Genomic DNA, 15720 nt, shown 5'->3' with positions numbered 1-15720 from the left:
TGCATTTTTCATCCTTCGTTGTTACTCTCGATTGTCATGAGTGTTTATCTGAAGATGCAACAACGGGTCACGGTTCTCTATCCCCGGTCTGGCGCCGGATGACCCCGTAACGCCGTCATTCCCGAATCTTTAATCGGGAATCCATATACAGTTTCCATGCATTTTTCATCCTTCGTTGTTACTCTCGATTTTTTAAATCGAAAAAAAGACTTGACAAAAATACATTTTGTAATAACATTAATACAAATTGTATTAATGAGGGAGGAGTATATATGATGAAAAGAAAAAAATTATCAAGCACAGAGTGGTCCCTTATGAAAATCTGTTGGGAAAAAGGTCATGCGACTGTACGTGAAATTTATGAAGAAACGTTAAAAGAGAAAAAACGGGGCTATCAGACTGTCAAGACGATGCTCGATCGCATGGTTAAAAAAGGATTTCAGATGCGGGATAAATTAGGCCCGATCTGGCTCTATAAACCGGCTGCTTCCCGCATGAAAATAATGAAAGAGGAAATCGAAACGCTGACGGATAATGTGCTGGACAACACCCTTGTACCGCTTTTTGCCCATCTGGCAGAAAAGGAAAAACTGACTCGTGAGGAAATAAAAGCGCTGAGAGATTTGATCGAAAAGCATAAGGGGGAACTCTGATGGAATCCATTATTATTTTTGCCGGACGCCTGATGAGATATCTCTGGCCGGTAACATGGCAGATTTCAATCCTGGTTGTGGCTGTCATCGTTATCGAGAGGTTATTCAGGCGGTCCGCAACGATGTTTCGATATCTGCTGTGGTGTCTTGTACTTGCACGGTTGTGTTTGCCGTTGAACCATATTATTCGATACGTATCTCGGCTGTTTCCCGAACGTGCGGCTCACATGGTTCATAAGGCCGGAGAGCTGTACGGCATGACATTCAATACAATCATCGATGTTCCGGGCAGTTTTCTGTCGGTTGAACACTCGGGACACTCTTTTCCGGAGTTATTTTTACTTTTCATAAGTGCGGCATATTGTATCGGTCTTCTCGGTTACATGGTTCTCGCTTTTATCAGTTTCTTCAGGACGAGACAACTGTTGCGTCACTGCGTTCCCGTCATAAACTCTGATATTCTGGCTCTCTTCGGCAAACTTACCCGCGAACTGAATATCAGGCAGCCGGTCGAATTGCTTTCCATTGATACGGAAAAAGTGAAAATGCCGTCTTATACCGGCATATTCCGGCCTCGCATAGTGCTGTCCGGCGCCATAGTCGATGAATGGTCGGTCGAGGACTGCGAACCGATTCTGCTCCACGAGCTCTATCATATAAAACGTCGCGATATGGCATTGAACTGGCTGCAGATTGCGGTACAGGCAGTCTATTTTTTCAACCCGTTTGTCTGGTATGCGAATAACCGGTTGAGAGCTGTACGGGAGGAGTTATGCGATGACGGAGTTGTCAGGCACCTTGGCAGCGGATTTACACGGTATGCGCTGAGTTTGCTCAGGATCGTCGAAGAAACGTCACTCGATAATCGCCCGGGATTTGTATTGATTCAATTGATCGGGCACGAGAACAGAATCAAGGAAAGGATACGGAGAATCATGAAAAACGACTACAAAAAGAATGAAATTCTGTCGGTACCGTCCATACTGATATTAACCGCTCTGGCTGTTATTACCGTTGTATTCGCATGTGTGGAAACGGATAATATTACTTCCACCTCTTCACCTGTTTCAAAAACGGTTCAACAGGACATTGAATCTCCGCTTATCGTAAAGATATATAAAAATGGTACATACGAAATTGGGGTGTGCCCGCAACAAAGGATGATTTTGAAAGAATCTACAGGGATCAGTTGGTCAAGCACAATTATTTTATCGGCGGGAAGGTGGAAACGGAACGCGGTACCGATGATGAGTCTATACGGTTTTATGCTGAAACCATCGAGCGGATTCATAAGGATCTGGACAAGGAAATTCGTGTTGCCGCAAAAGAGCGAACTCTAAGGCTGCGCCAGAATGCTTTAGTTCCCGAAATTAAAGAAGAAGGCATCTTAAGTGAAGCGAGCAAGATGCTGTCTTTCATAATACAAGCGGAAAAAAACTATTACACTTCGGAAAAAAACTATATCGACTTCGATTTCGGTAATGACTGTAAACCGATAGGTTTTGTCCACCCCGAAAACGCGCATTATGAATATGCTTTCAAGGGCGATAAAGCACTTGCCCGTGAACGGATCGATGTCAACAACGATGGCGATACCGATGACGGCATAACCTTATCGGTCAATGAAGTCGAAGGCATTCTTTCCGGGTCGAGTTTGAAGGGGAATAATGAGGTATCTTCCGGGACGATACATAAATCATTGAAAATCTCGATACTTGAAAACGGAGACTACGAAATTGATGGTAAACGAGTATCGCCATCGCAATTGGAACAGGCTTTAATAGAAAACAAAGACAAAATCAGCGACCCGAAAACTATAATGGAAATCCAATTTAAAACGACATCGGAAAAAGAAAAACCTTCTGGATATTATTTATTAATAAAAACTATCCAGAAAATTGGTATTAATATAGATACGTCCAATGTTGAAAAATCTTTTCCGGAATGATCGATTTGATGTCCGGGGCGCTTACTCTTCTCCCAACACCTCACTTATCTTCCGGGCGAGCTCGTTCATGCTGAAAGGTTTCTGTATGAAATGAACTCCTTCTTCGAGCATTCCGTGATGTACGATTATATCGCCCGTGTACCCGGACATGAAGAGGACTTTGATTCCCGGTTTTATTGCTACGATCCTGTTTTTTAACTCGGAACCGTTCACTTCCGGCATCACCACATCGGTTATCAGAAGATCGATAGGTGTATCACTTTTTTCGCACAGCGAAAGCGCACCGAGCGGTGAATCCGCAACCAGAACCGTGTAACCGAATCTCTCGAGCATCATTTGTGCTACCCTGCGCACCATGGGATCGTCTTCCACCAGCAGTATCGTTCCGGAACGGGAAGAGACCGGCATTTCTTCATTATTTTCAGTTGTTTTTTCTTCATTGATTCCGGGGATATGGATTTTAAAGGTAGTACCCTGACCCGGCTCGCTGTAAACATTGATGAATCCGCCATTCTGCTTGACGATACCATATACGGTGGCGAGCCCGAGGCCGGTACCTTTACCGACTTCTTTCGTGGTGAAAAAAGGCTCGAAAACATGCGAAAGGGTCTCCTTTCGCATTCCCGCTCCGTTATCACTCAAGCTCAGCATGACATAGTATCCGGGAGGAAATTCACTCTGTTCATGGGATAAGGTGTTTTCAATGAGGACATTTGCGGTTTCAATCGTTATCATGCCCCCGTTCGGCATGGCGTCACGGGCATTGACAGCCAGGTTGATGAGAATCTGCTCGATCTGTGTAGGATCGAATCTGATCTTCCAGAGGTCTTTATCGGGATGAAAACGCAGATCGATATCCTCTCCGATAAGACGGGCAAGCGTCTTCTGCGTACTCGTGATCAGATCGTTCAGATCCATGGGCCGGGGAGAAATGATCTGCTTACGGGAAAAAGCGAGGAGCTGCCGGGTGATATCACGGGCATGGCTGGCCGCCTTTTCAATCTCAACCACATCATTCAGCAGGGGATCATCGTTGTGCAGACGGGTTTTGATCAATTCCGCATATCCGAGGACGACATTGAGCATATTGTTGAAATCATGCGCCACGCCTCCGGCAAGACGGCCCACCGATTCCATCTTCTGTGCCTGGAGAAGTTGTGATTCAAGCTTTGCTTTTTCCTCTTCCGCCAGTTTATGCTCGGTTATATCCTGAACAAGGGAAACGATGCCGATAAAATCGTTGTCCGGCCCGACGAGCGGCGCATTGAACCACTCGCAGGTAATGAGTTTTCCGTTCTTCGTCAGATTGTCGACGATAATATGTGCCGCACCTTTTTGCGCTGTCAGGTCATGCCAGATTTTTTCAAATTCCGGCCATGATGCCTCCGGCATGATGTCCCTCCACGAATGGAGAGCACGGGCTTCTTCACTGGAGAAACCAAATATCCGTTCTGCGGCGGGGTTCCATGATACTACGTTATCGTCAGGGTTCCATTCGATGAAAGCCAGAGGCGATTGCTCCACGAGCAGTGACAGCCGCTGCTGGGATTCACGGATAATCTCCTGCAGACGGGCTGCATGGAGCGCTATGGCCCCTTGTTTTGCAAGAGTCTGATAGAGGAGAATTTTTTCTTCGTCGAAATACCCTTTTATTTTACTCACAATGAGTATATAGCCCATCCACTCATTATCGACGGCGAGCGGAAGGACGGCGCGACTGGCTCCGCCAGCCGCCCGAATAAATTCACGGGAAAAGGAATCGATATTATCATCGGTCAGGATATCATTTGTGATAAATAGCTGATTTCCGGAAAACATTCCGAGCATAGGAAAACGGGAGACCGGAAATTTCGATCCCGCGGATACCTGTGGAATTATTCCGCTCTCGAATGAATCGGCTCGACGGGCGATGGCTGTGAGTTCTCCTCCTTCTGTGGTGAACATCATGATAGACACGAAAGTTTGTGGATATATTCCGGCATTTTGAATCAATACATCGAGCACTTCATTCTCGGTATTTTTACCCATCAGTGCCTGGTTGATTTCCAGACGCATTCTGGTTTCACGGAGATTATGCTCGAGCTGGGCTTCAGTCTTCTTGCGCTCGGTGATGTCCCGGGCGATGGCCCACATGACGACAGGCTCTCCTCTGTCATCGCGCATCAGAAACGTCCTCAGTTCAACGGGGAAAATGGTCCCGTCTTTTCTGCGATATTCTTTTTCATATACTGTGGAGTAGCCATGCGCAAGGATTTGTTCTTCAATAATGCCCTCTTCGAAGGAATGCCATTTCTCCGGGGTCAGGTCTCTGTAGGTCAGCTGATTTAGCTCCTTTTCCGTGTAGCCGATCAAAGTCTGAAATGCGTGGTTGGCCTCCTGAATACGGCCGGTCATGTCGATGCTGACAAATGCATCCATCATGGTTTCGTGCAGGCGACGGTATTTTGATTCGCTTTCGCGAAGCGCCTGTTCGATTTTAACGCGATCGGTTATTTCCAGTATAATCCCGTCCCAGAGAATTGAACCGTCGGATTGCAGTTCCGGACGGGATACACAAGTATACCAGCGCACTTCTCCGTTTACGATAACACGTAATTCCTCCTTCCACGGCTGGAGTGTTTCGGCGGATTTAATGATCGATTCATCGAGTTTTTCCCTGTCATCAGGGTGAATGATAGCGGCAAGGAGGGAACTGTCTCTCATGAGGTCTTCAGGTTCGATACCAAACAGTTCACGTGACGCAGAGCTCACAAATGGAAAAGAATATGTTTTATCGGGATGTATGGTAAACAGGTAAACCATGCCGGGAATATTTTCCATCAAACGCTGATACTTTTCATCGCTGTCTCCGAGAGCATCCTCCATTTGCCTGTTCTCGGTAATATCCTGTATTGTCAAAAGATTGAAATGATGTCTGTCGGTATTTCTGCAAACATGGTGGCTGTTGATTATCATCGTTCGCCGGCCATGGTTTCCGAATTCGTATTCAAATTCGAAATCGTTAAATACCGTGTATTGAGAAATATACTGATCGAGCACTTTTCGAAGCCTCGGAATATCCCACTGCCCGCCGCCCACCTCATAGATCAGACGGCCTTCCGTGTTTTCGGGTGTGAGCCGGAATGTCCTGTAAAAGGATCGATTCGCCATGACAATACGAAGCTTGTCGTCCAGCACCATAAAGGGTTCTCTGACAGTATCGACTATACGCTCCGCAAGATACAGATCGTTTCCCGAGTCTTTTTGACCGCCGAAAACACTCATTCAATAAAATCCGGAATTAAGAGGAAATTGATTATATTCATATAAAATGCTAATATATCATTTTCTTTAAAATACGCCATATAAATTTCTTTTTTTGAATATTGAATAAACACAAGTATACCAAACACTTACATTATGAGAAATATGAAATTTATGAGGAAATATCGTATTAATAATGATTATTATACATCAGAAAATATTCGCATAGATTTTAAAAAAATGTGTTGTTTATTGCAGTGATTTGTTTCATTGATTGGGTTCCGGCTGTGTTGCAGGACGAACAAAGACGGAAAGGTAAATCACTGGTAACCGATCTGTTCACAAAATTTAATAGAACGCGGATTTTCGTGGATTATGATTTTTTATCTTTTTTTGGGGTGTTAACGTTTAATAATTGATAATAATAGTATAAATAATATGTTATATAAAATTTTATCTTTGTGTCTTCGTAGTTGAATATTTTCATGAGTATTCCGGGTTACCATGATAAATTGACTTTTTGAATGAAAAAAGATGGAACATGATCCTCCTGGAGAAGTACAATAGTAAATCAGCGTTGATTATCAGGGTGATTTTATGAATGCACGATGATCCGGCACACGATAAAATGCGGAGTCGCCGTCAGGCGATTCTCCTTGACTTCACGTCCATAATAAACCATAATTGGAAACCTGATCATTCCCGTTTTTACTGATGGAAATTTCCCCGTTGTGTCTCCGTACCCGCTCCCTTTCGCTTTATTGAGTGTTCGGGCGCCGGGCGTTCAGGCACGGTGGTTTTTTTTCATTTCAAAGGAGTACCCGTGAGCACGTTGCGCATGCACCCGATACTGTTGTGCCTTTTTTATGTACTTGCAGCGCCCCCCGCTTTTGCACAGATAACCGCGAAAATGATCGACTCACCCATCAAGCTTGACGGCTCTCTTTCGGAGAAGGCATGGGAATCTGCGGAAGTCGTTTCGGACTTCACCCAGCGCGAGCTGACGGAGGGCGCACAGCCCACTGAGCGGACAGAGGTACGGATAATCTACAACGAAGACCATCTCTATATCGGTGTGAAGTGCTTTGACAGCGAACCGGACAAAATACTGCACCGTGAGCTGAAATGGGATACCGGCCTGAATAACGAAGATATTTTCGGAGTGTTGATCGACACTTATCATGACAAGCGCATGGGTTTCGCCTTTGTGACCAATGCCAACGGCGCCCGTGACGATGCGACTTTTCTGAGCGATAAGGACGCCAATTACCAGTGGGACGGCATCTGGGAAGTGGCATCGCGGATAACCGATTTCGGCTGGTCGTGCGAGTTCGAGATACCCTTCAAGACCCTGCGGTTCCCCACCACCGAGCAGCAGATATGGGGTATCAATTTTTCCCGGAGTATCCGGAGAAAAAACGAGGAAGTTGAATGGCGCGGCTGGCGAAGAGACGAGGGTCCCACCCATCTGGCGAGCGCCGGGACTATCGTGATTCCCGGGCGGATCAGACCCGGACATCAGCTCGATGTGACACCCTATGTGCTCACGGGCGCGGAGAAACAGCGGACGAAAAAACTTGATGATGTATTCAATTACGGTGTTGACCTCAAGTATGGCATCACCTCGAACATGACCCTCGACCTGACCACAAAAACCGATTTTGCCCAGATCGAGAGCGACAAGGATGTCATTAACCTGACACGGTTTCCTATCCAGTATCCGGAAAAACGTGATTTTTTCCTCGAGGGTCTGGAAACGTTCGATTTCACCCAGGGCGGAACGAAACTCTTCTATTCGAGGAATATCGGCATCGACCCGGTCACCCGTGAGGGTATCCCTATCCTCGGCGGAGCCAAGCTCACCCAGAAACAGGGCGGATACCGCCTCGGTGTCATGACCATTCAGACAGAGGAGGAAGGGAACTTTCCCTCGACCAATTACTCGGTCGTCCGTGTGCGCAAGGACGTGTTCGAACAGTCGTACATCGGCTTCATCGGCTCGAGCGTGCTCGATGCCAGGGATCACGACAATCAGGTATTAGGGTTTGATTTCGGATACAGGACCGGTAAGTTTCTCGGGAAGCGTAACCTCGACATCCAGGGATATATCACCGGTTCTTCGGACGATGGGTTGGCCCATGACAATCTGGCCGGGAGAATCTATTTCTCCTATCCCAACGACCTGATCAGCTGGTATGGTCTCTACCATACACTCGATGAAAATTTCAAGCCCGGTGTGGGATTCGCCAGCAGGGTGGGAATCAAGAATTACATCTGGTTTCTCACTATCTCTCCGAGGCCGAACATCCCCTATGTGAAAAAGCTGGTTTTCAAGCCGTTCGACATCAATTACACCACCGACATGGACGGCGTCCTCGAAACCCGTAACGAGGAAATCCGTCCCCTCGGATTTATTTTCAATTCGGGCGATGTCCTCGATTTCAAGATATGGAACAAGTATGATTTTATCGACAAGCCCGATGGCTGGAAAATATTCGGGGATACGGTTGTTCCCCGGGGGACGTACACATGGTGGTACTATGACATCCAGTACTCCGGGAGCCGTAACCGCCCGGTAGCGCTGAATTTCAACACCAACTTCGGCGATCACTACTGCGGCACGCGGACCTATTACAACGCCTCGCTCGCTTTCAAGCAGACTGAATACATCGCGCTCTCCGCCGATATGACGTATAACGATATCAATATCAATGACAGCCGGTTCATCACCCGCGAGTACGGTGGAAGGATGGGTGTGGATTTCAGCACACGGCTTTCATCCTCCGTTTTCGTCCAGTGGAACAACAAAACCAACGAGGTCACCACGAATTTCCGCATCCATTATATCCCGCGGGTGGGGAGCGATATTTACATTGTCTACAATCACCTGTTGGAAGAAGAATTCGATTACCGGACCAAAGAGAACGCCGCCATGCTGAAAGTGAATTATACGTACAGGCTGTGAAATTGTCCGCAAATCTGTTCCTGAGGGAGCTCGCGCATTGTATTCTTTTTCCGCGATGAAGTGCCTTATTTTCTCCCTGGGGTAATGTAATAAATTCCTGTTTACCCTCACCTTTTGATACCCTCTACTATTAATGGGAGAGGGGTCCGTTTACGGAGTCCGGTCTAAGGCTCTTCCTCGCCCTGAACTTGTTTCAGGGAGAGGAGGTCAGGAGGGTGAGGGTTTAAGAGGGCTGTGAAAAAGTATATATTTCACGAGCCCTATGACGAAATGTGTTGTTTTGTTGCTGTCAAGGGCATGTAAATCGGCACTTCGTACCGACCCTTGACAGCTTATATCCACACTTACAGACTTTATCACAAGACTTTTAAAGGTACAGGAATATATGATAAATCCGGTTTAAAAACGGTAATCCCCAAAAATGTTTCCGCCGTCGTTCCCGTCGGTGTACGGGTAATGAACACCATATTATTCCGGCAGTCCTTCCCTCCTGATAAGCGCAATAAATGTTGACGGATTGACAATCGTGATTCCCCTGAAATCCTTCAGGCCGGTAAGATGACGGTCCCCTGGAGTGGTATTGTCAAGACCTTATTTAACGGGTGTGACAAAACAGGTTGTTTTAAGAAATGATGTGATCTATTTTTTCTCCTGCACGATTTGTGCGGAAGCCAAACAGACAGGAGTCAGGCGGAAAAGAGTGAAAATTCACATGAACACACCGGGAAGCGCCCTGGTGGCTGCATTTGTATTATTGATGGCTGTCGTTGTCTCCGGGGTCTATGCGGAGGAAACCGGCAATTATTCCGCTCCCCGGAACTTCATTTTCTTCAACAGAGAGCACGAGCGGATATCGGAGACCAGTTTTCTCGAAAACGAATCCATCGACGGCGCCCAGCTCAAGTACACATGGCGGGAGCTCGAGCCTGAGCGGGATAAATACGAGCTCCGTCCGCTGCTCGCTGACCTCGCGTTCCTCGAACAACACGGCAGGCGGCTTTTTCTGCAGCTTCAGGATGTCTCGTTCGACGAAACCGTCACCGTTCCCGACTACCTTCGTGACGACCCTGCCTTCGGCGGGGGCGCGGCGCGCAAGTACGAGTTCGGGGGAGACGATGAATCGAGGCCCATATTCGACGGATGGGTGGCGCGGCGGTGGGACCCGGCTGTGCGTGCCCGTTTCATCAGGCTTCTGCAGGTGCTTGGCAGGGAACTCGATGGTCGTATCGAAGGGTTGAATCTTCCCGAGACGGCCATCGGATTTGGTGAGAGCGGCAGGTTCCATCCCGAGGGATTCACGTACGAGAGCTATGTCGAAGGCATAAAGGCGATCATGACCGCTGCCCGCCAGGCGTTCCCGAAGTCCTGTGTGATCCAGTATGCCAATTTCATGCCGGGCGAATGGCTCCCGTGGACCGACCACGGCTATCTCAGGGCCGTTTACGAACATGCGGAGCGAATCGGAGTGGGTGTCGGCGGCCCCGACCTGCTTCCGTACCGGAAGGGACAGCAGAATCACAGCTACCCCCTCATCGCGGCGCGCGGCCCGAAAATTATGGCTGGTATTGCGGTGCAGGATGGAAACCTGGAGGACAAAAATCCCGCTACGGGGAAGCGTGTGACAGTGGATGAGCTGTACCTTTATGCAAAAGACCGTCTGCGGCTGGACTACATCTTCTGGGGGACGCAGGAGCCGTACTATTCGAATGAAGTCCTTCCTTACATTCGTGGTCTGAAACCCGGTCAGGTGCGCTGAGCGCTTCGGTCATCAACGGCGGGAACGCATCTTTACTTACTCTTTGTCTTCCCGGGCATTCTGTTCCGACTTTCCGGTTAATATCTTATGAATCTTTTCCGCCATCTCCGATTTAAGAAGTGGTTTTCCAAGATACTCCCGAATCCCCATGGCCAGGGCTTCTTCTTTTGAAAGCCGTTCGCTGAATCCGGTGCAGATAATGATTGGAATGTCGGGTCGAATATCGAGAATGCCCCGGGCAAGTTTATCTCCCGGAATGACCGGCATGGTCATATCCGAGATGACGAGGTCGATCTGTTCATGGTTCTTGCGGAAAAAGTCAAGCGCATCAACACTGTTTGTCATTGCAGTGACATCGTAACCTAAGCTCTTGAGAATACGGGTGCCTATTTCGACAATATCAGGCTCGTCATCGACAAAAAGGATATGACCGCTGCCGGAATAGTCGGGAGCTTTTTCTGTCGCTGTTACTTCCTGATTCTGGTCGGTCAGGGGCAAGTATACATTAAACGTGCTTCCTTTCCCCGGCTCGGAATATACGGTAATTATTCCTTTTAAACTCGTGACAATACCATGAATTATCGATAACCCGAGTCCGGTGCCTTCACCCTGGCTTTTGGTGGTGAAATAGGGTTCAAAAATCCGCTGCTGAACATCCTGGGTCATGCCATATCCTGTATCGCTTACAATCAATCTTGCATAACGCCCTCTTGTCAGGCCCGGATGACCGGAAACAAAATCATCATCTAAAGTGATTTCATTGAACTGAACGGTAAGGGTTCCTTCATTGTCTTTTTTCATTGCGTGTGCGGCATTCGTACAGAGATTCATGATAATCTGGTGAACATTGGAAGGATTGGCAACGACATATCCGGTTTCATATTCGATGTTTTGTACAATATTAATGTATGAAGGCAACGAGGCGCGCAGGAATTTCAGGCTCTCCTTGAGAATTGGCGAAATCCGGAGCGGAACATTCTTCGTTTCTTGCTTACGGCTGAAAATGAGAATCTGATCTACGACTCCCCGCGCGCGATTTCCTGCTGCGAGGATTTTCTCCATATCGGATCGCATAGTGCTTCCTTCGGGAGTTTCCATTATCACCAGCTCGGCATACCCGATTATTGCAGTGAGTATATTATTGAAATCGTGCGCGATCCCGCCGGCAAGCGTTCCGATCGCCTCCATTTTCTGAGACTGGAACAACCGGGCCTCGAGTTTTTTCCTCTCGGTGATGTCGCGGATGATGATCTGGAAATACATTATGTTTCCGTCACCGTCGAAGCGTACGTTCCCGGTCACATTGCATGTGAGTTCACCGCCGTCTTTTGTAACGAAAAGCATTTCCCGATCCTGAATATATCCTTTGTTGAGGAGTTCGTTTCTTATCAGCACGGAATCATCCTTGTGCGCATATATCATCCCGATATTTTTCCCGACCGTCTCGCCTCGTGTATATCCGAAGAGGTTGAGCCAGGCCTTGTTGACATCGAGTATCGTTCCCTTGGGTGAAACAAGATCCAGTGCATCGAGCGATGTTTCAAAAAGCGTACGGTATTTTTCTTCAACACTCATCCGCTCGCTGATTTCGCTTTGCAGGCTGGCAGTGCGCTTTATTACCAGTTTCTCGAGCAGGACATGGCGGGACACGGCGTAAACGATCAGAGAGAGTATCGCCGTACATCCGAGTGAAAAAATCACGAGGAAACCGGTTGCGCGGTACCAGGGAGTGAGCACCACGAATTCACACATCGCAGGGGAACTGTCGATGTTCAGGTTGCGATCGATCGACCGTACTTCAAAACGGTGCCTCCCGGCGCTCAGCCCGGAGAAAGAGGCCGAGGTCACCTGTTGAAACGGCAACCATGGACCGCTGTCGATCCTCCAGGAAAACAACAGCCGGTTGTGGAGAGTGTACTCCCATTTATCCGCCCCGTAAAATCCGATGCGGCCGTTCCCGCCCGGAGTCACTTCGAGCCTGGTATCCTGTGGAGTGATATATGTTTCCGGGGGGTATACATCGGATTCGGGATAATAAAGACTTATTCCCATGGCGGTACATGCCCAGATACGGTGGGCCCTGTCCTCGAATACCTTGTATACGATTGCGTCGGGAAGACCGTCTTCGAAAGTTTGAGCGATCCACGAATCCTGAAAAAAGCGGTGAATCCCGGTCCCGGAACCGGCGATGATACTGCCGTCGGAGCATTGCGTCAATGACCGTACCGTTTCCAGATCTGTGGACTTTACCGTCGTCCATGAGGAGCCGTCGAATTCCTGTATCATATCCCTGCCGCCTATCCAGATTTTACCGTCGTTTCTTTCAAGGAAACAGAATGCGCCTCCCATTGTGTATCCGTCTTCCGGGCCGAATTTCTGGATATAACCGTCGTGGTAACGGTTCAGACCCGAGGTCTCGAGGAACCATGTATCTCCGTTCGTGGCGGTATGTATTTCCCAGAGAGATGATCCTGAATCGTTGGCGTTAATATCGCCGGGAAACGGTTCGAACTGGTCGTTTTTCAGTATTTCAATGCGGTAGTCGCCTGCGGGTGTCTGTAAATATACCCACGCGGAATCATTGCCCCGCTGCTGGATCAGAAAGATTTCTGTTGCCAGGGGATGCTGAATGGCGCCGAAGACCTTTTTCACGGTGTCGTAATACACGATTTTGTTGCCGCGGGATCCAAACACCAGTTTTCTCCCGTCGAGCATACACATATCTATTTTCCAGGGGCGAAAGGGTTCCGGAACGAGAATGGTCTCCCACTTGTCTCCCCGCAGTACGAGAAGCGAGTCTTCCATTCCGAAAAAGATGCTTCCGTCGTTTGATTCGAATGAATAATGAACAATCCGCCGGATATCGGGCAGGCCCGGCGGGATTCTCCATGTCGGGTGCGAATACCGCGCAAGCCCGCTGGAGGTCGCTATCCAGAAACATCCGTCGGATGTGGCTTCCATATCAAGAAAGAACCCTGACAACACCCTGTTTTTCTTCACGATCTCGATATGATCATCCTCGAAGCGGAAAAGGTTCCATGAGGCATTCCATGCTTCCGATACAGTGGTTCTGAGCCATATGCTCCGGTCGATACCCCTCCAGCCCGCGCATATAATCCCCGGTACGCTGAAATCCATCTGCCTCCATGATGCGCCGTCGAAGATCAGCAGAATCTTTTTCCCCGTCCGCCGGGAGTCAGCGACCACAAACACCTCGTGTGCGTCGTTTTCAACAGGATTTCCGGGATTTTCGGCTTTGATGGCTCCCGGCAGCGGAAACGCCTCCCATTCCGGCGGGGAATGCGGGTGTCCCATATTCGGCGCGCATTTTACGATTCCGTTCCACCCGGTTATCCACAAACCGCCGTCACGTGCCCGGATCATGTCGATGAACCGGGAGATGGGGGTTTCACCGGCGCGAAGCAGAAGCGTCGATATTCCCGTATCATAATCGAATATCATGAGACTGTCGGGAAGAAGATAATAGATTTTCCCCTGAGATGTGGGGAGGAAGGGGAATCGATTGTTGAATGAAAGCATGCTTTTAAAACCGGGAAGGCCGATTATCTTTTTCTCCCACCGGCCGTCGTGAAACCTCTGAAAACCGCCCGTGTCCCCGGCATACACCGTCCAAAGGTCACCGGATGAGTCAGAGAATACCTTCGCAAAAGGAATAGGGCTCGGCAGTCTGGAAAAGCGATACCCGTCATAACAGCTCATCGAATCCACTACGCCGTGGTTGATCAATATTCTGCCGTCGGCGTCCGCGGTGACGGAGCCTGTCCATGATTCCATCATCCCGTCCTGGGAGGTGAAAAACCGCCAGTGCACTAGATCCTGGACAGAGGGGACAGCGGGAGAAATGAAAGCATTTGCAAGCGGAGTGTTCGAAGCAATGGCGGTTCGGATAAAAAATTGTTTAACGATTACTATGAAGAATAGTAACGATGTCAAGAGTACTATTCGACAGGTGAAACGGGATACATTTCTTTCCTGTTTTTCAGGAGCTTTCATATCGATACCGTCTCTTACAGTAACACGGTTTCAACTTCCAAGCGCACTACAGGTGTATCCGTTTTATTCGTTTAACAAATATATCATAAGGGCTTTTTAGCACAAGTATTTTTCGTGGACGGTTGTTTCAATCGCTCCATGACGATATATAACAGGCACATAATAATATACAACACATGAAGTGTACGATATTCCCTGATGATGCCGCCATGCGGGTGCTTCAAAAAATCCTCAAAACTGGAACAAATCCCTTTGAATAATCAGGGTTTCAGGCATCGTTTTTAAAAGTATGTAATTGAGGTTATCCAGTTAAGTCAGCAAACATCATTAATCCCCCTCGGCTTCACCATGTGTCACCCTTATAATACTGGCGACTCCCCCAAAATCCACGATGAATTGTATTGTAATACGTTGATTATAAATAGAATATAGACCAAAAATGCCTGTGAACGGAAAGTAAGGCTTTTCACGGGGTGCCCTTTTACCTGGTTGCTTCCTTTTGGCACGCAAAGGAAGTAACATATATGAAAAGTGTTCTTAAAAATGAGGAATTACCACATAAATTCTTATAATAATGGTGACAAAATAATTTTATATATTATAATGTCGGTTAACGACAACGGAGGGAAGGAAAAATGAATCATACGGCTCGTGACATCATGACGAGGAAGGTCATTGTCGTTGAAGAGGATACCGCTATTCATGATCTGATCAGGATTTTTGTGGAAAACATGATAAGTTGTGTCCCCGTGATGAACAACGAGAAGAAACTCGTCGGCATAGTCACAAAAACGGACATATTAGGCCACTGTATGGATATCGATCTTCATGTATCCGTAAAAGAAGTCCTCAAGGATGTTCTGGAATTCTGTTCGGAACATGGTGATGAAGAACCACCGGCGGCGCATGAAATGACGGTACGGGCAATCATGACTCCCGAGCCGATCACTGCCGGAGAAGATATATCTGTTGAATCTCTGGCAAAAACAATGATAGACCATAAAATTCATCGATTGATCATTACAAGGGATCATGAGATTACGGGGATTGTAAGCACCCTCGATATCCTCTATCATGTTGCGGGAATAAATAAAAAATGAGCGAAGATGATAAAATGATGCCCGGTAACGATCGGGAAAAT

8 protein-coding genes are annotated in these 15720 nt (G+C 47.8%); 6 read left to right on the top strand and 2 right to left on the bottom strand.

Translation table 11 applies throughout. The features are described 5' to 3' along the window. The first annotated feature begins 272 nt into the window (after positions 1–272). The 3 genes from LLG96_02485 to LLG96_02475 are packed head-to-tail and all read left to right on the top strand — an operon-like array spanning position 273 to position 2601. The gene (locus tag LLG96_02485; GenBank protein MCE5249068.1) at positions 273–653 is read left to right on the top strand and encodes a BlaI/MecI/CopY family transcriptional regulator; all 381 of its coding nucleotides are present in this window, start codon (positions 273–275) and stop codon (positions 651–653) included. Then, on the top strand, positions 653–1993 hold the full coding sequence (locus LLG96_02480; GenBank protein ID MCE5249067.1) for a M56 family metallopeptidase: 1341 nt from the start codon (positions 653–655) through the stop codon (positions 1991–1993). Before LLG96_02485 ends, LLG96_02480 begins: the two co-directional genes overlap by 1 nt. Continuing rightward, positions 1876–2601 carry a hypothetical protein gene (locus LLG96_02475; GenBank protein MCE5249066.1) on the top strand — a complete coding sequence of 242 codons (726 nt, stop codon included), beginning with the start codon at positions 1876–1878 and terminating at the stop codon, positions 2599–2601. Before LLG96_02480 ends, LLG96_02475 begins: the two co-directional genes overlap by 118 nt. A gap of 21 nt (positions 2602–2622) precedes the next feature. Here LLG96_02475 and LLG96_02470 read toward each other — a convergent pair whose 3' ends face one another. Next, positions 2623–5865 (bottom strand): PAS domain S-box protein, encoded by a 3243-nt coding sequence (locus tag LLG96_02470; GenBank protein ID MCE5249065.1) that lies wholly within the window; start codon positions 5863–5865, stop codon positions 2623–2625. A gap of 802 nt (positions 5866–6667) precedes the next feature. On the opposite strand from LLG96_02470, the gene LLG96_02465 reads away from it, so the two are divergent. Both LLG96_02465 and LLG96_02460 read left to right on the top strand, forming a co-directional pair. After that, a complete protein-coding gene (locus tag LLG96_02465) occupies positions 6668–8809 on the top strand; it encodes a carbohydrate binding family 9 domain-containing protein (GenBank protein MCE5249064.1) in 2142 nt (713 codons plus the stop codon). Positions 8810–9509: 700 nt separating this feature from the next. Then, on the top strand, positions 9510–10565 hold the full coding sequence (locus LLG96_02460) for a hypothetical protein (GenBank protein MCE5249063.1): 1056 nt from the start codon (positions 9510–9512) through the stop codon (positions 10563–10565). 36 nt (positions 10566–10601) lie between these two features. Here LLG96_02460 and LLG96_02455 read toward each other — a convergent pair whose 3' ends face one another. After that, a complete protein-coding gene (locus LLG96_02455; protein MCE5249062.1) occupies positions 10602–14360 on the bottom strand; it encodes a PAS domain S-box protein in 3759 nt (1252 codons plus the stop codon). Between the two features lie 854 nt (positions 14361–15214). Between LLG96_02455 and LLG96_02450 the strand changes: the two genes are divergently transcribed. Continuing rightward, positions 15215–15679, top strand: a complete 465-nt coding sequence (locus LLG96_02450; protein MCE5249061.1) for a CBS domain-containing protein — start codon at positions 15215–15217, stop codon at positions 15677–15679. The last annotated feature ends 41 nt before the right edge of the window (positions 15680–15720 follow it).

The sequence above is a fragment of the bacterium genome, from assembly GCA_021372535.1.
Lineage (GTDB): Bacteria > Latescibacterota > Latescibacteria > Latescibacterales > Latescibacteraceae > JAFGMP01.
This window is presented reverse-complemented; position numbering and strand designations above follow the sequence as displayed.

Coding starts and splice junctions, on each gene's coding strand:
- LLG96_02485 (MCE5249068.1), top strand. CDS start 273: ATGATGAAAAGAAAAAAATTATCAAGCACAGAGTGGTCCCTTATGAAA.
- LLG96_02480 (MCE5249067.1), top strand. CDS start 653: ATGGAATCCATTATTATTTTTGCCGGACGCCTGATGAGATATCTCTGG.
- LLG96_02470 (MCE5249065.1), bottom strand. CDS start 5,865: ATGAGTGTTTTCGGCGGTCAAAAAGACTCGGGAAACGATCTGTATCTT.
- LLG96_02455 (MCE5249062.1), bottom strand. CDS start 14,360: ATGGAATCATGGACAGGCTCCGTCACCGCGGACGCCGACGGCAGAATA.
- LLG96_02450 (MCE5249061.1), top strand. CDS start 15,215: ATGAATCATACGGCTCGTGACATCATGACGAGGAAGGTCATTGTCGTT.